The 16,174-nt window shown below is 62.0% G+C and carries 15 protein-coding genes; 7 read left to right on the top strand and 8 right to left on the bottom strand.

Features of this window, described 5'->3' with window-relative positions; all coding sequences use genetic code 11:
* The first annotated feature begins 86 nt into the window (after positions 1–86).
* The 4 genes from mnmG to AXZ77_RS19195 are packed head-to-tail and all read left to right on the top strand — an operon-like array spanning position 87 to position 4,264.
* Positions 87–1,949, top strand: coding sequence for a tRNA uridine-5-carboxymethylaminomethyl(34) synthesis enzyme MnmG (gene mnmG, locus AXZ77_RS19210; RefSeq protein WP_098412622.1), 1,863 nt, complete (start codon positions 87–89; stop codon positions 1,947–1,949).
* Positions 1,946–2,575 (top strand): 16S rRNA (guanine(527)-N(7))-methyltransferase RsmG, encoded by a 630-nt coding sequence (gene rsmG, locus AXZ77_RS19205; protein WP_098412379.1) that lies wholly within the window; start codon positions 1,946–1,948, stop codon positions 2,573–2,575. The genes mnmG and rsmG overlap by 4 nt, the downstream gene beginning before the upstream one ends.
* Positions 2,568–3,380, top strand: coding sequence for a ParA family protein (locus AXZ77_RS19200; protein WP_078522668.1), 813 nt, complete (start codon positions 2,568–2,570; stop codon positions 3,378–3,380). The genes rsmG and AXZ77_RS19200 overlap by 8 nt, the downstream gene beginning before the upstream one ends.
* Positions 3,381–3,382: 2 nt before the next feature.
* Entirely contained in the window at positions 3,383–4,264 is an 882-nt protein-coding gene (locus AXZ77_RS19195; protein ID WP_078522669.1) for a ParB/RepB/Spo0J family partition protein, read from the top strand.
* Here the strand turns inward: AXZ77_RS19195 and AXZ77_RS19190 are convergent, their stop codons facing one another.
* From AXZ77_RS19190 to rph, 4 genes are read right to left on the bottom strand one after another with little or no spacing between them, the layout of a single operon-like run.
* The gene (locus AXZ77_RS19190) at positions 4,265–4,618 is read right to left on the bottom strand and encodes a YbaN family protein (protein WP_098412378.1); all 354 of its coding nucleotides are present in this window, start codon (positions 4,616–4,618) and stop codon (positions 4,265–4,267) included. It abuts the gene before it with no gap.
* The gene (gene hemW / locus AXZ77_RS19185) at positions 4,618–5,775 is read right to left on the bottom strand and encodes a radical SAM family heme chaperone HemW (protein ID WP_098412377.1); all 1,158 of its coding nucleotides are present in this window, start codon (positions 5,773–5,775) and stop codon (positions 4,618–4,620) included. Before hemW ends, AXZ77_RS19190 begins: the two co-directional genes overlap by 1 nt.
* The gene (rdgB, locus tag AXZ77_RS19180) at positions 5,772–6,383 is read right to left on the bottom strand and encodes an RdgB/HAM1 family non-canonical purine NTP pyrophosphatase (RefSeq protein WP_098412376.1); all 612 of its coding nucleotides are present in this window, start codon (positions 6,381–6,383) and stop codon (positions 5,772–5,774) included. Before rdgB ends, hemW begins: the two co-directional genes overlap by 4 nt.
* Complete coding sequence (gene rph / locus AXZ77_RS19175; protein WP_083079482.1) at positions 6,380–7,093, bottom strand: ribonuclease PH; 714 nt, start codon at positions 7,091–7,093, stop codon at positions 6,380–6,382. Before rph ends, rdgB begins: the two co-directional genes overlap by 4 nt.
* A gap of 118 nt (positions 7,094–7,211) precedes the next feature.
* Here rph and hrcA point away from each other — a divergent pair, with 118 nt between their 5' ends.
* Both hrcA and AXZ77_RS19165 read left to right on the top strand, forming a co-directional pair.
* A complete protein-coding gene (gene hrcA / locus AXZ77_RS19170) occupies positions 7,212–8,273 on the top strand; it encodes a heat-inducible transcriptional repressor HrcA (protein ID WP_083079480.1) in 1,062 nt (353 codons plus the stop codon).
* A 5-nt stretch (positions 8,274–8,278) separates the two neighbouring features.
* A complete protein-coding gene (locus AXZ77_RS19165) occupies positions 8,279–8,827 on the top strand; it encodes a nucleotide exchange factor GrpE (protein ID WP_083079478.1) in 549 nt (182 codons plus the stop codon).
* Positions 8,828–8,885: 58 nt separating this feature from the next.
* On the opposite strand, the gene mutS is transcribed toward AXZ77_RS19165, so the two are convergent.
* Entirely contained in the window at positions 8,886–11,531 is a 2,646-nt protein-coding gene (gene mutS, locus AXZ77_RS19160) for a DNA mismatch repair protein MutS (RefSeq protein WP_098412375.1), read from the bottom strand.
* 119 nt (positions 11,532–11,650) lie between these two features.
* Between mutS and AXZ77_RS19155 the strand changes: the two genes are divergently transcribed.
* Positions 11,651–13,918 (top strand): NADP-dependent malic enzyme, encoded by a 2,268-nt coding sequence (locus tag AXZ77_RS19155; RefSeq protein WP_098412374.1) that lies wholly within the window; start codon positions 11,651–11,653, stop codon positions 13,916–13,918.
* A 39-nt stretch (positions 13,919–13,957) separates the two neighbouring features.
* Here AXZ77_RS19155 and phoB read toward each other — a convergent pair whose 3' ends face one another.
* The 3 genes from phoB to pstB are packed head-to-tail and all read right to left on the bottom strand — an operon-like array spanning position 13,958 to position 16,166.
* The gene (phoB, locus tag AXZ77_RS19150) at positions 13,958–14,650 is read right to left on the bottom strand and encodes a phosphate regulon transcriptional regulator PhoB (protein WP_078522678.1); all 693 of its coding nucleotides are present in this window, start codon (positions 14,648–14,650) and stop codon (positions 13,958–13,960) included.
* Between the two features lie 14 nt (positions 14,651–14,664).
* Positions 14,665–15,354 (bottom strand): phosphate signaling complex protein PhoU, encoded by a 690-nt coding sequence (phoU, locus tag AXZ77_RS19145; protein ID WP_176536084.1) that lies wholly within the window; start codon positions 15,352–15,354, stop codon positions 14,665–14,667.
* A 14-nt stretch (positions 15,355–15,368) separates the two neighbouring features.
* Positions 15,369–16,166 carry a phosphate ABC transporter ATP-binding protein PstB gene (gene pstB, locus AXZ77_RS19140; protein WP_078522679.1) on the bottom strand — a complete coding sequence of 266 codons (798 nt, stop codon included), beginning with the start codon at positions 16,164–16,166 and terminating at the stop codon, positions 15,369–15,371.
* Between the last annotated feature and the right edge of the window lie 8 nt (positions 16,167–16,174).

Genomic DNA, 16,174 nt, shown 5'->3' with positions numbered 1-16,174 from the left:
AAGCGTTGCTCGGTCGGGTGGATGTCGAGAACCTGTTGGACGAAATTTTCTCGAGCTTCTGCATCGGAAAGTAAGGAGTGTTTCACGTGAAACATTACGACGTCATCGTGATCGGAGGCGGGCACGCCGGAACCGAGGCAGCCCATGCGGCGGCCCGGATGGGTGCGCAGGTGGCTTTGGTGACGCTTCGCGCCGATGCGATCGGGGTGATGTCGTGCAATCCGGCGATCGGTGGGCTCGGTAAGGGCCATCTGGTGCGTGAGATCGATGCGCTGGATGGGGTGATGGGGCGGTTTGCCGACGCCGCGGGTATCCAGTTTCGCCTTCTTAACCGACGTAAAGGCCCCGCCGTGCAAGGCCCGCGCGCTCAGGCGGATCGCAAACTCTACCGCGAGGCTGCCCAACGTATGACCGCAGCGCAGCCCAACCTCGAGGTGATCGAGGGTGAGGTGACCGATCTACGCGTCGAAGGCGGTCGGGTCACCGGCGTGGTGCTGGCCGATGGTCTGACGTTGAACTGTCAGTCGGCGATCCTGACGTCTGGGACGTTCCTGAATGGCGTGATCCATATTGGTGACCAGCAGCGTCCGGGTGGTCGCATCGGGGATCGGCCCTCGCGCGCGCTGGCGGAACGGCTTTACGCGATGGATCTGCCGATGGGGCGCCTTAAAACGGGCACGCCGCCGCGGCTGGATGGGAAGACGATTGCCTGGGATAAGCTGGAGAGCCAGCCCGGCGATGATGATCCAGTGATGTTTTCTTTCCTGAACCGGACCCCCGAGGTCGGGCAGATCTCGTGCGGGATCACCCATACGAACGCGCGGACGCATGACATCATCCGGGGCAACCTTGACCGCTCGGCGATGTATGGCGGTCATATTTCCGGGGTGGGGCCCCGCTATTGCCCGTCGATCGAAGATAAGGTCGTGCGCTTCGCGGATAAGGACTCGCATCAGATTTTCCTCGAGCCGGAAGGCCTGGACGACGACACGGTCTATCCGAACGGGATTTCCACCTCGCTGCCGGTCGATGTTCAGGAAGATTACGTCCATTCGATCTTCGGGTTGGAGGAGGCGAAGATCCTGCAGCCCGGTTACGCGATCGAATATGACTATGTCGATCCGCGCGCGCTGGACGCGACGCTGCAGTTGCGTGCCGTCCCTGGCCTATATCTTGCGGGTCAGATCAACGGGACCACAGGATATGAGGAGGCCGCAGCTCAGGGCCTCGTCGCTGGCTTGAATGCAGCATCCTCTGCGAAGGCGGGCGCGCCGGTGCATTTCAGCCGGACGTCGAGCTATATCGGCGTGATGATCGACGATCTGACCTCGCGCGGGGTAACCGAACCTTACCGCATGTTTACCTCGCGGGCCGAGTTCCGTCTGTCGTTGCGGGCCGACAATGCCGACCAGCGCTTGACGGGGATGGGGATCGAGATCGGCTGTGTCGGCGAGACGCGCCGGGCTCTCTTTGAAGAGAAATCCGCCGATCTAACGGCAGGGCGGGAGCTGCTGCAGTCGATTTCGCTGACGCCCAAAGAGGCCAAGGCGAAGGGCTTCAAGGTGAACGAGGACGGGACGCGGCGGACGGCTTTCGATCTGCTGTCTTTCCCCGATATCACGATGCCCGCGCTGCAAGAGGCGCTGCCGGAATTGCAGAATCTCTCAGATGAGACGGCGCGGCAGCTGTCGATCGATGCGCTCTATGCGAATTACGTTGCGCGTCAGGAGGTCGACGCGGCTTCCCTTAAGCGCGATGAGGGATGGGAAATTCCCGAAGATTTCGATTTCGATTCCCTGCAGGGGCTCTCGAACGAGTTGAAGGGCAAACTCAAGCGCGCGATGCCGAAAACTTTGGGGCAGGCGGGACGTTTCGACGGCGTAACTCCCGCGGCGCTGACTTTGATCTTGGCGCGCCTGCGGCAGTCGAAGCGGGAACGCTCTGCATGACGACGCCTGAGGCCGAAGAGTTCGCCACGCGATTCGATGTTTCACGTGAAACATTGGATAAGCTGTTTGCCTATGAGGCGCTGCTCAAGAAGTGGAATCCCGCGATTAACCTCGTCGCGAAGTCGACTTTGGAGGATATGTGGTCGCGCCACTTTCTCGATTCGGCCCAGATTTTCGCGATGGCACCGGAAAATGCACGGATTTGGGCAGATTTCGGGGCAGGGGGCGGCTTTCCGGGTTTGGTGATCGCGATTCTGTCGGCGGAAAAGGCGCCGGAACGCCAGGTCATTTTGGTCGAATCGGATCTCCGAAAATCGGCCTTTCTCTCGACGGTCACTCGGGAGCTGTCGCTCAATATCCGCGTTTTCGCGCAACGAATCGAAGAGATTGCGCCGCTGAAGGCCGATGTCGTCTCGGCCCGAGCCCTCGCGAATCTGCCGAAACTACTGGAATTCAGCGCCCGGCATCTGAAGCCCTCCGGCATCGCTATCTTCCCGAAGGGCGCGCGCTGGCAGGAAGAACTTGCGCAGGCGCAGGAAAGCTGGTCCTTTGACTACGAGGCGATCGAAAGCCTCAGCGATCCAAACAGTGTTGTCCTGAAAATCCACGGAGCCGAGCGTGTCTGATCCAATTCGCGCAAATGAACCGAAAATCATTGCGATTGCGAACCAGAAAGGCGGCGTGGGGAAGACGACGACGGCGATCAACCTCGCTGCAGGGCTGGTTGAAGCCGGGCGGAAGGTTCTTCTGATCGATCTCGATCCGCAGGGGAATGCGTCGACGGGCCTGGGTATCGAGCCCGATGATCGCGAGCTGACGACCTACGATCTGCTGATCGAAGACGCGCCGGTTTCCTCGGTTCTGCATAAGACCGAGATCGACGGTCTTTACCTCTGCCCGGCCACGACGGACCTGTCTTCGGCGGATATGGAGCTTGTCTCGACCGAAAAGCGCAGCTTCCTTCTGCATGACGCGCTACGACATCCAGATGTTGATAGCTATGGCTTCGACTATATCTTGATCGATTGCCCGCCATCGTTGAGCCTTCTGACGATCAACGCGATGGTTGCGTCGCATTCGGTTCTGGTGCCGCTGCAGGCGGAGTTCTTCGCGCTCGAAGGGCTTTCGCAGCTGATGCTGACGATCCGGGAGATCCGCCTGAGCGCGAATCGTAACCTGCGAATCGAGGGGGTCGTTCTCACGATGTATGACGTGCGGAACAATCTCTCGCAGCAGGTGGAGGCGGATGCGCGTGCGACGTTGGGCGAGTTGGTGTTCCGGACGATGATCCCGAGGAATGTGCGGGTCTCCGAGGCGCCATCCTACGCGATGCCGGTGCTCAGCTACGACAGCAGTTCGCGCGGGGCATTGGCCTATCGGAATCTCGCCAGCGAATTGATGTCGCGGCATGAACTGGCAAAGGCGGTGTGAGAATGGCAAAGGAACGCGAAAAGCGTGGATTGGGGCGTGGTTTGTCGGCTTTGATGGCGGATGTTGATTTGAATCCGGCCGAGACGACGACGTCTCCGCGTCGCCCGGAGCAATATGTCCCGGTCGAGAAGATCGAGCCGAACCCCGATCAGCCGCGTCGCGATTTCGAGCCGGCCGCTTTGGAAGAACTGGCGTCTTCGATCCGCGAAAAGGGCGTGATTCAGCCGCTTATCGTGCGCAAACACCCGACGAAGCCCGATCATTACGAGATCGTGGCCGGTGAACGCCGGTGGCGCGCGTCGCAGATGGCCAAGCTGCACCAGCTTCCGGTCATCATTCGCGAATTCAACGACACGGAAGTGCTGGAAGTCGCGATTATCGAGAATATTCAGCGCGCCGACCTCAATGCGCTCGAAGAGGCGCTTGCCTATAAGCAGTTGATGAGCCGCTTTGGGCATACGCAGGAGAAACTGGCCGAAGCGCTGTCGAAAAGCCGTAGCCACATCGCGAATCTGATGCGTCTGCTGCAGCTGCCCGAAGAAGTGCAGGTCTATCTGCGCGAGGGGAAGCTGTCCGCCGGTCATGCGCGGGCGATGATCACCGCGGAAGATCCGGTCAGCCTCGCGAAACAGGCCGTTGCGAAGACGCTTTCGGTGCGCGATGTCGAGAAGCTTGCGAAGAAGCAGCAGGGCGGGGAAGAGCGCAAAGCGCGTCCGAAGCCCCAGAAAGACGCTGACACGCGGGCGCTCGAGGGCGATCTGTCCGCGACCATCGGGATGAAGGTCGCGATCGATCATACCAGCAGCGGTGGCGGCAAGATTACGATTGCTTACGACGATCTGGAGGAGCTCGACAAGCTTTGCCAGATGCTCAGCAACGGCTGATCAGCTATTCGGGCGCGTCCAGATGAAAATCAGGACGCCGAGCAGGGTGATCCCCTGAATCGTCAGAATTTCGACCGGTAACCGGAAGGCCAAAGACAGGCCGAAAGCCGCGAAAACAGACACTGTTGCGGCGATTTTCGCACGTTTTGCGATGGCGCGCCGTTCCTGCCAGTCGATAACCTGCGGCCCGAAGCGCGGATGGGTGATGATCCAGTTGTGCAGACGATCAGAGGAGCGCGCGAAGCAAAAGGTCGCCAGAAGCATCAACGGTACGGTCGGGACGAGTGGCAGAAACAGCCCGATGATCCCGATCCCAGCCGAGATGATGCCAAGCGTGAGCCAGAGGATGCGCATCAGGGGATAAGATCGCGAATAATGGCGTTCAAAACCGGGCGGCCTTGATCCGTTGCGCGCAGAAATCCGTTCTCTCTTTTGACCATGCCAATATCCTCAAGATGGCGCATTGTCGCCTCATCGAGCGGAGAACGCGAGATTTTGTTGAACCGTTCCATCTCGAGCCCTTCGGACAGGCGCAGCGCGAACAAAAGATATTCGATTGCCTGTTCTTCGCGGGGCAGGGCGGCGCGTTCGTTCTCTCCGGCACCGGTTTTTTCCACCTGCGCAAGCCAGGCGCCGGGCTGTTTGAGCGTATCGGTGGCGTGGCGGACACCATTTTCGGTCAGGCGCCCATGTGCGCCGGGGCCGATGCCGATATAGTCGCCATAACGCCAGTAAATCAGGTTATGGCGGCTCTCGGCACCCGGGCGCGCGTGGTTCGAGATCTCATAGGCGGGCAGGCCGTGCTTCTCGCAGATTTCCTGCGTCGCGAAGTACATCTCGGCGGAGATATCGTCCTCCGGAATACCGCGCAGCTTGCCCGCGTCCTGCCGCGCGCCGAAAACCGTGCCCGGTTCGATGGTCAGCTGATAGAGCGAGAGATGATCGACCGCCATTTCCAGCGCCTCGTCCAGCTCTGCTTTCCACTCCTCGATCGTCTGGTGCTGGCGCGCGTAGATCAGATCAAAGCTCACGCGATCGAACTGCTTGCGCGCGATGTCGAAAGCTTTTTGGCCTTCTGCGACCGAGTGCATCCGGCCCAAGCGACGGAGATCTTCGTCATTCAGGGCTTGCATTCCCATCGAGACGCGGTTCACGCCAGCCTTGGAAAAGGCTCTAAACCGCCCGGATTCGACACTTGTGGGGTTCGCTTCGAGGGTAATCTCGAAATCGTTGCTGGTTTGCCAGTTTCTACGGATGCGTTCGATGATCGCGGCGACGATCTCGGGATCCATCAGCGAGGGTGTGCCGCCGCCGAAGAAAACCGTGTTCAAAATCCGGCCTTCCGTCTGCGCCGCATAACGGTCGAGTTCGCTGAGATAGGCAGAGAGCCATCGTTTCTGGTCGATGGCGGTCGCGACATGCGAATTGAAGTCGCAATAGGGGCATTTGGCGGCACAGAACGGCCAGTGAAGGTAGAGGCCGAACCCTCCGTGCCGCCAATCCTCGGTCATTGCGCTTCGAAAATCGTCACGAACTTGCGGAAAGCATCCGCACGGTGCGAAATCTCGTTCTTTTGCGCGGGATCCATCTCCGCGAAGGTCAGCTCAAAGCCATCGGGCTGGAACATCGGGTCATAGCCATGCCCCAAAGCGCCGCGCATCGGCCAAACCAGCTGGCCTTCGACACGGCCGTCGAACACCTCGTCATGCCCGTCGGGCCAGGCCAGAACCAGGGTCGAGCGGAAGCGCGCGGTCCGCGGCAGGTCCGCTTCAATCTCGTCGCAGGCCTTCCAGGTCTTTTCCATCGCCATGGTGAAGTCGCGGCCGTTCGGGGTGGTCGCCCAATCGGCCGTGTAAACGCCCGGCGCACCGTCGAGACAGTCGACTTCAATGCCGGAATCGTCCGCCAAGGCGGGCAGGCCGGTCGCTTTCGCCGCGGCATGGGCCTTGATCCGCGCATTGCCGACGAAGGTGCTCTCGGTTTCTTCCGGCTCGGGGAGGTTCATTTCCTTCGCGCCGACGACCTCGACGCCGAAAGGCGCGAGGATAGCTTTGATCTCCTCGAGCTTTCCGGCGTTATGGGTCGCAACCAGCAGCTTCTTTTCGGTGAAGCTCCTCATCCGATGGCCGCTTTCTGCATTTCGACGAGCTTCGCCGCGCCTTCTTCGGCCAGATCGAGAAGCCGATCCATCTGTTCGCGCGAGAAGGTCGCGCCTTCCGCCGACATCTGCACTTCGATCAGCTTGCCAGCGCCAGTCATGATGAAATTCCCGTCGGTGCCCGCTTCGCTATCCTCGGCATAGTCGAGATCGGCGACCGGCTGGCCCGCATAAATGCCGCAGGACAGGGCCGCGACATGGTCGAGAAGCGGATCGGAAGTGCAGGCGCCCGATTTCATCAGCTTGTTCGCAGCCAGACGCAGCGCGACCCAACCGCCGGTGATCGAGGCGCAGCGCGTGCCGCCATCGGCCTGGATCACATCGCAATCGACGACGATTTGACGTTCGCCAAGCGCGGAGCGATCGACGCCAGCGCGCAGTGCGCGACCGATAAGTCGTTGAATTTCAACGGTTCTTCCGCCTTGCTTGCCTGCCGCGGCCTCGCGACGGTTACGCGTGTTGGTCGCGCGCGGCAGCATGCCGTATTCCGCCGTCACCCAGCCAAGGCCAGAGCCTTTGAGGAAAGACGGCGCGCGGTCTTCGATCGTGGCGGTGCACAGCACATGGGTGTCGCCCATTTTGATCAGGCAAGACCCTTCTGCGTGTTTCGTAACCCCGGTCTCGATTGAAATCGGGCGAAGTTCACTTAACTCTCTGCCGGATGGGCGCATCGTGGGGTCCTTTCTAATGAATTCACCCCATTTGATCGCCCATGCGCAGCGATGCAACCCCCGTGCCGTGATTGACCTTCGGCTTCGCGCGGCTTTAAGTCAGCAGGGATGAAGCGCGATGAGTGAACAGAACGATATTCTTTCCGAACTGAACGACCGCTCCCGCGAAGTGTTTCGCCGGGTGGTCGAAGGCTATCTGACGACCGGCGGTCCCGTGGGCTCGCGGAGCCTGACCCGAGAGATGAACGAGAAGCTCTCGGCGGCGACGATCCGCAACGTGATGCAGGACCTCGAATATCTCGGGCTTCTGGACAGCCCCCATGTCTCTGCCGGACGTGTTCCGACGCAGACGGGCCTGCGGCTGTTCGTCGATGGGGTGATGGAAGTTAACCATCTCGGCGAAGAGGACCGCGCCGCGCTCGATGCCACGATGGGGGCGAATTCAGGCGATGTAGGGTCTTTGTTGGATCGGGTTTCGAATGCGCTTTCGGGGATGACGCAGGGCGCGAGCCTCGTTCTGACGCCGAAACACGAAGCCCCGATCCGGCATATCGAATTCGTCTCGCTCTCGCCCGACCGGGCGCTGGTGGTGCTCGTCTTCGCGGACGGGCAGGTGGAAAACCGGGTCTTCACGCCGCCGCTGGGTCAGACGCCGTCCTCGATGCGGGAAGCCGCGAATTTCCTCAACGCGATGGCGGAGGGGAAAACCCTGTCGGAGCTGCGTGGTCACATCGCCCGCGAGATCGCAAATCACCGCACCGAAATCGATTCGCTCGCGACCGAGCTGATCGACAGCGGATTGGCGGCTTGGGAGAACAAGGGCGAGCGCTACGAGCGGCTGATCGTGCGCGGTCGTGCCAATCTTTTGGGCTCCGAAGACGACCTCGACCGGATCCGCTCGCTCTTCGACGATCTCGAGCGGAAGCGGGACATCGCCGAATTCCTCGATCTGGCCGAGGATGGCGAAGGCGTGCGTATTTTTATTGGCTCAGAGAACAAACTTTTCTCTCTTTCGGGTTCCTCTTTGGTCGTCTCTCCATATATGAACGCTGACCGAAAGATCATTGGTGCGGTGGGCGTGATTGGGCCGACCCGGCTCAACTACGGGCGCATCGTGCCGATCGTGGACTACACAGCGCAACTGGTCGGGCGGATGATCTCCGGCCAGGGCAAAGGATGAATGGCATGAGCGAGAAAAAAGACGAGATTGCCGAGGATCAGGCGCATATCGACGAGAGTTTCGAAGATGTGATGGCCGAAGAGGCCGACGAGCTCGAGGCATTGCGTGCGGAGCGCGACGATTATCGCGACCGATTCATGCGCGCGCTGGCAGATGCCGAGAACGCGCGCAAACGTGCCGACAAGGAACGTCAGGAAGCCTCGAATTATGGCGGCACGCGCCTTGCGCGCGACATGCTGCCCGTGTTCGACGCGCTCTCGCGTGCGCTCGAAGCCGCGAATGAGGACGTTCGTTCGCAGGCCGGGCCGTTCCTCGAAGGCGTCGAACTGACCCAGCGCGAATTGCTCAACGTGTTCGCCCGTCACGGCATCACCACGGTGGCGCCCGAGGTCGGTGAGAAATTCGACCCGCAGATGCATGAGGCGATGTTCGAAGCGCCCGCGCCCGGCACCAAGGCCGGCGACATCATTCAGGTCATGGAGAACGGCTTCATGATCCACGACCGGCTGCTGCGACCGGCGAAAGTGGGCGTCAGCTCCACTCCGAAATCCTGATCGGCAAGGCTGGGGGCGCTGCCCCCAGACCCCCGAGATATTTTCTCCAAAACGAAGATCACTCCTTGAGAAGCGCGCGAAGCTCGTAGAGAGCGTCGAGCGCGTCTTTCGGTGTCATGTCGTCCGGAATGAGAGCTTTCAGCCGCTCTTCCAGCTCCGACGGACCAGTAGGCGCGGCGGCCGGTTGTGGTGTGTTAGACACTGAAAACAGGGGCAGATCGTCGATCACCGCCTGTTTCTTGCCGCCACCTTCGCGCTCGCCTTTCTCCAGCGCATCGAGCACGATCCGGGCGCGTTCCACGACGGAATGCGGAAGCCCGGCGAGGCGCGCGACCTGAACGCCGTAGGAGCGGTCGGCGGCGCCTTTGCGAACCTCGTGCAGGAAGATCACCTCGCCTTCCCATTCCTTCACCGCGACGGTCGCATTCTCGACGCCGTCCAGCTTGGCCGAAAGCGCGGTCATCTCGTGGTAGTGGGTCGCGAAGAGCGCGCGGCAACGGTTGGACGCGTGCAGATGTTCCATGACGGCCCAAGCGATCGAGAGCCCGTCATAGGTCGCGGTGCCGCGGCCGATCTCGTCGAGAATGACCAGAGCGCGGTCGTCAGCCTGATTGAGGATCGCGGCGGTTTCGACCATCTCCACCATGAAGGTCGACCGGCCCCGCGCCAGATCGTCCGCCGCACCGACGCGGCTGAAGAGTTGAGACACAAGGCCGATATGGGCGGATTTCGCCGGAACGAAGCTGCCCGCCTGTGCGAGAAGCGCGATCAGGGCGTTCTGCCGCAGGAAGGTCGATTTACCGGCCATGTTCGGACCGGTGAGCAGCCAGATCGCGGGCGTCGCGCCCTCGGTCAGTTCGCAGTCATTCGCGATGAAAGGCTCGCCGGATTTTTTCAGCGAGGCTTCGACGACCGGATGCCGCCCACCCTCGATCTCGAACGCGTGGCTGTCATCGACGGTGGGTTCTGCCCAGTCTTCGTTGCGGGCGAGCGTCGCGAAAGCGCTGGCGAGGTCGATTTCGGCAAGTGCGCGCGAGGCTTCGTTGATCGGGCCCGCGCGGTCGAGAATGGCCTGTCTTAGGCTGGAATAGAGCCTTTTTTCGATCTCCAGCGCATGGTTTCCGGCATTGAGAATCCGGGTTTCGATCTCGCTCAGTTCGACGGTCGTGAAGCGCACCTGGTTCGCGGTGGTCTGACGATGGATGAAGCGTTCCGACAGCGGCGGGGCGAGCATCTTCTCGGCATGGGTGGCCGTGGTTTCGATGAAATAGCCCAGCACGTTGTTGTGCTTGATCTTCAGCGAATTGATCCCGGTGGCCTCGATATATTCGGCCTGCATCTTCGCGATCACGCCGCGGCCTTCGTCGCGCAGTTGGCGCGTCTGGTCGAGATCTTCGTCATAGCCCGTCGCAATGAAGCCGCCATCGCGCGCGAGAAGCGGCGGTTCCGCGATGAGCGCCGCATCCAGAAGGGCGGTGAGATCGTCATGGCCCATGAGGGCTTTCGCAGCCTCGGCGAGCAGCGGTGGGGCCTCGACGGCGGCCACGGCTTCGGCGATCCGCTCGGCCTGCTCCAACCCGTTGCGGATCGCGGCCATGTCGCGCGGGCCGCCACGGTCGAGGGCGAGACGTGACAGCGCGCGATCCATATCGGGGCAGCGCTTCAGATCGGCGCGGATATCTTCGGCAAATCGACCCTGCTCCAGCAGAAAACGCACGGAATCGTGCCGCGCGTGGATTTCGGTCAGGTTCCGAGAGGGGGCGGAGATCCGGCGTTCCAGAAGCCGCGCGCCACCTGCCGTCACCGTGCGGTCGATGGCGTTGAGGAGCGAGCCTTCGCGTCCGCCTGACAGAGCCTGCGTCAATTCCAGATTACGCCGCGTGGCGGCGTCGATCTGCATCGCCGCGCCGCTGTCTTCATGCACGGGACGGCGCAGCAGGGGCAGTTTGCCCTTCTGCGTGATCTCGAGGTAATCGACGATCGCTCCCATCGCGGCCATCTCGGCGCGGGTGAAGCTGCCGAAAGCATCGAGAGACCCGATCGAATAGAGCGACAGAAGCCGCGTCTCGGCGGCCTGACTGTCGAAGCTCGCGCGGGACAAGGGCGTCATCGCGGCCCGCATATCAGAGACTATTTCGGCGCAATCGCCCTCTTTTACCTCGCTGACCAGAACTTCACGCGGCGCAAGCCGGGCTAGTTCCGGCCCCAGCCGCGACAGTGGGCAGGGCGTCACACGGAACTCGCCGGTGGAGATATCGACCCAGGCGATCGCGGCCTCGTCGCGCACTTCCGCCCAGGCGGCGAGGAAGTTGTGGCGGCGAGCCTCCAGCAGGCTTTCCTCGGTCAGCGTGCCGGGCGTGACCAGCCGCACCACATCGCGTTTCACGACGGATTTCGAGCCGCGCTTCTTCGCCTCGGCCGGGTCCTCCATCTGCTCGGCGATCGCCACGCGGAAGCCTTTGCGGATCAGCGTCAGCAGGTAGCCCTCGGCCGCGTGCACGGGAACGCCGCACATCGCGATATCCTCGCCCATGTGCTGACCGCGCTTGGTCAGCGCGATGTCGAGCGCGGATGCGGCATCGACCGCGTCCTGAAAGAACATCTCGTAGAAATCACCCATCCGATAGAACAGGAGCGCGCCCGGATTGGCCTCCTTGATCCCCAGATACTGTTCCATCATCGGTGTGACGGTCGGCTTGGCCATGTGCCCCCCATTTGCTGGTCGTGCGACCCTACAAAACCCCGGATTCGGGCGCAATTCCGTTGAGTGACGGATCACGGGACGTTAAACGGGTTCGGACCTGCAGGAGGAGCACCGGCCCAATGCCCAGCAAGAACCGTATCACGCCCGAAGAGGCGTTGGCCTATCACCTCGACCCACATCCGGGCAAATATGACATCACGGCGTCGAAGCCGATGACGTCGCAGCGCGATCTGTCGCTGGCCTACAGTCCCGGCGTCGCGGTTCCGGTGGAGGCGATCGCCGAGAACCCCGAACTGGCCTACGATTACACCGTGAAGGGCAACATGGTCGCCGTGATCTCGAACGGTTCGGCCATTCTAGGGCTCGGCAATCTCGGGGCGCTGGCGTCGAAACCGGTGATGGAGGGCAAGGCGGTTCTCTTCAAGCGCTTCGCTGACGTGAACGCGATCGATATCGAGCTCGATACCGAGGATGCCGACGAGATCATCAACGCGGTGAAGCTGATGGGGCCGACCTTCGGGGGGATCAACCTCGAGGATATCAAGGCGCCGGAATGTTTCATCATCGAGCAGCGGCTCAAGGAGCTGATGGACATCCCGGTGTTCCACGACGATCAGCACGGCACGGCGGTGATCTGTGCGGCGGGGCTGATCAACGCGCTGGAGCTGTCGGGCAAGAAGATCGAGGACTGCAAGATCGTGCTGAACGGCGCGGGCGCTGCGGGCATCGCCTGTCTGGAGCTTGTGAAGGCGATGGGTGCGAAGCACGACAACTGCATCATGTGCGACACCAAGGGCGTGATCTATCAGGGTCGCACCGAGGGTATGAACCAGTGGAAATCGGCCCATGCGGCGGTGACCGATGCGCGCTCGCTCGAAGAGGCGATGGAAGGCGCGGATGTGTTCCTTGGCGTGTCGGCCAAGGGCGCGGTGACGCCCGAGATGGTGCAGTCGATGGCCGACAATCCGGTGATCTTCGCGATGGCGAACCCGGATCCGGAGATCACGCCGGAAGAGGCGCAATCGGTGCGTCCCGATGCGATCGTGGCGACGGGGCGGTCGGATTACCCGAACCAGGTGAACAACGTCCTCGGCTTCCCCTATCTGTTCCGCGGCGCGCTCGACATCCACGCCCGCGCGATCAATGACGAGATGAAGATCGCCTGCGCCAACGCTCTGGCGGAGCTTGCCCGCGAGGATGTGCCCGACGAGGTCGCGATGGCCTATGGGCGCAAACTCAGCTTCGGGCGCGATTACATCATTCCGACGCCGTTCGACCCGCGGCTGATCCACGTGATCCCGCCGGCGGTTGCGAAAGCCGGGATGGATACCGGTGTCGCGCGGCGTCCGATCATCGACATGGAGGGGTATGCCCAAAGCCTGAAAGCCCGGATGGACCCGACCGCCTCGATCCTGCAGGGCATCCAGAGCCGTGCGCGTCAGGCTCAGGCGAAGATGATCTTTGCCGAGGGCGATGACGAGCGGGTGCTGCGCGCCGCCGTGGCCTATCAGCGCTCCGGCATGGGCGAGGCTCTGGTCGTGGGCCGCGAGCAGGACGTGAAGGAAAAGCTCGAAGCGGCTGGCTTGGGCGATGCCTATCGCGAGCTGCGCGTGGTGAATGCGGCCAATTCCAAGAATACCGAGAGCTACAAGGATTTCCTGTATAAGCGCCTGCAACGGCAGGGTGTGGACCGCGAGGATGCGCATAAGCTGGCGACGCGCGACCGGCATGTCTTCGCGGCGCTGATGCTGGTCCATGGGCATGGCGACGCGATGGTCACGGGCGCGACCCGGAAATCGGCCCATGTGCTGGAATTGATCAACAAGGTCATCGATGCGAAGCCTTCGGATGGGGCGGTCGGAATCACCGCCCTGCTGAACAAAGGCCGGGTCGTGCTGATCGGCGATACGCTGGTGCATGAATGGCCCGACGAGAACGATCTGGCCGATATCGCGACGGCGGGCGCGCATGTGGCGCGGGGTCTGGGCCTCGAGCCGCGTGTGGCCTTCTGCTCCTTCTCGACCTTCGGCTATCCGGTCTCGGAACGGGCCACGAAGATGCATGTCGCGCCGAAAGTGCTCGACGCGCGCGGGGCGGATTTCGAGTATGATGGCGAGATGACCGTCGATGTGGCGCTCAACATGGATCAGATGAAGAACTACCCGTTCTGCCGTCTGACCGGCCCCGCCAACATTCTCGTCGTGCCGGCACGCCATTCGGCGTCGATCTCTGTGAAACTGATGCAGGAGATGGCGGGCGCCACCGTGATCGGCCCGATCCTGACCGGGACGAGCCACGCGGTGCAGCTGTGCTCGACCACGTCCACGGTGAACGACATCCTCAATATGGCGGCGCTTGCCTCGTGCAAGCTGTGCCTGAAGGACTGAATTGAAAAGGCGCGCGGTGATCCGCGCGCCTGTTTCGCTTTATCCCAGCGCGTAGCCCGTGCCGCGCACCGTGCGCACCGGATCATCTCCGCCATTGGCCATCAGCGCCTTGCGCAGCCGCCCGACATGGACGTCGATGGTGCGGGTGTCGACATAGATGTCGCGCCCCCAGACCCGGTCGAGCAGTTGATCGCGGGTCCAGACGCGGCCCGGTTTTTCCATCATCGTCGAGAGCAGCCGGAACTCGGTCGGCCCGAGTTTCAGCGGTTGGCCGTTGCGGAAGACGCGATGTTCCTCGGCATCGAGGATAATGTCCTCGAAGCTCAGCCGCTCGCCCATCGTCGCGGGCCGCGTGCGGCGCAGCTGGGTGCGGACGCGGGCCATCAGCTCGACGACCGAATAGGGTTTCACGACGTAGTCATCCGCGCCGGTCTCGAGGCCCCGCACCCGATCCACCTCTTCGGAGCGTGCCGAGAGCATGATGACAGGGATGTTGCGGGTCTCGGAATTGGCCTTCACCCGGCGACAAATCTCGATGCCGGAGACATTGGGCAGCATCCAGTCCAGCACGATCAGATCGGGCTTCTCTTCCTTCAGGAACAAGAGGCCCTCGTCTCCGTTCTCCGCCATCACGACGCGAAACCCTTCGGCTTCGAGATTGTAGCTGAGAACTTCGCGCTGGGCGTTTTCGTCTTCGACCACGAGGACACAGGGTTGTTGGGCTGGCGACATCTCTGAGGTCTCCGTCAAACCACGCTAGAGCTTTTCGGGCGCGCGTCTTCCGGCATTTCGCCGGTCACGAGGTAGATCACCTGCTCGGCGATCGTCGTCGCATGGTCGCCCATCCGCTCGATGTTCTTGGCGATGAAATGCAGGTGCATGCAGGGCGTGATGTTGCGCGGGTCTTCCATCATGTAGGTCAGGAATTCGCGGAACAGCGCGTTATACATCTGGTCCACTTCGAGATCGCGCTCGCGCACATCGGCGGCCAGTTTCGGGTCGCGCTGGATATAGGCGTCGAGCGCGTCTTTCAGCATCGCTTCGGTCGTGCCCGCCATACGGCGGATCGCGGTCGCGGTGCCACTGATCTGCGGCCCGTCGGAGAGAACCTGCGTGCGCTTGGCGATGTTCTTCGCGTAATCGCCGACCCGCTCAAGGCTCGCCGAAATCTTGATGACCGAGAGCGCCATGCGCAGGTCGCGCGCGGCGGGGGCGCGCAGGGCGATCAGGCGCGCGGCCTCTTCGTTGATCTTCTCTTCCAGCTCGTCGACGGCGCGGTCGCGGCCGCGGATTTCCTCGGCCAGTTCGAGATCGCGCACTTCGAGCGCGCGGGCGCTTTCGAGGATCTGCTCCTCGACGAGGCCGCCCATTTTGACGACCAATGCCTGCACCGCCTCAAGGTCGCGGTCGAAGGCGGAAAGAATGTGCTCGCTCATGATTATTTGCCTCCTCAGCCGATCCGGCCGGTAATGTAGCTTTCCGTCCGGCTGTCGGACGGGTTGGTGAAAATCTTGTCCGTGTCGTCGTATTCGACGAGGTTTCCGAGGTGGAAGAACGCGGTCTTCTGACTGACGCGCGCGGCCTGTTGCATCGAGTGCGTTACGATCACCACCGAGAAATTCGCCCGAAGTTCGTCGATCAGTTCCTCGACCTGCGCGGTCGCGATCGGATCGAGCGCCGAGCAGGGCTCGTCCATCAGCAGCACTTCCGGCGAGGTCGCCACGGCGCGCGCGATGCACAGGCGCTGTTGCTGACCGCCCGAAAGCCCGGTGCCGGGCGCGTGCAGGCGATCTTTCACCTCGTTCCACAGCGCGGCCTTGCGCAGCGAGTCCTCGACCACCTGATCCAGCTCGGCCTTGTTCTTCGTCAGGCCGTGGATTTTCGGCCCATAGGCCACGTTGTCGTAGATCGACTTCGGGAAGGGGTTCGGTTTCTGGAACACCATGCCGACCTTGGCGCGCAACTGCACCGGATCCACGCGCTTGTCGTAGATGTCTTCGCCGTCGAGTTTGATGTCGCCCTCGACGCGGCAGATATCGATCGTGTCGTTCATCCGGTTCAGGCAGCGCAGGAAGGTCGACTTCCCGCAGCCCGACGGGCCGATGAACGCGGTGACGGTCTTGTCGAGAATGTCGACATCGACGTCCTTGATCGCGTGGGTGTCGCCGTAATGGACCTGCACGTTGCGTGCGGTGATCTTGATGTCGTCAGTGGTCACGGCTCTCTCCGTCAGGCTCATGTCTTCCATTTGTCTCG

It is taken from the genome of Thioclava sp. ES.031, from assembly GCF_002563775.1.
Taxonomy (GTDB): domain Bacteria; phylum Pseudomonadota; class Alphaproteobacteria; order Rhodobacterales; family Rhodobacteraceae; genus Thioclava.
Note: the sequence above shows the minus strand (reverse complement) of the source record. Positions and strands in the feature narration are given on the sequence as shown.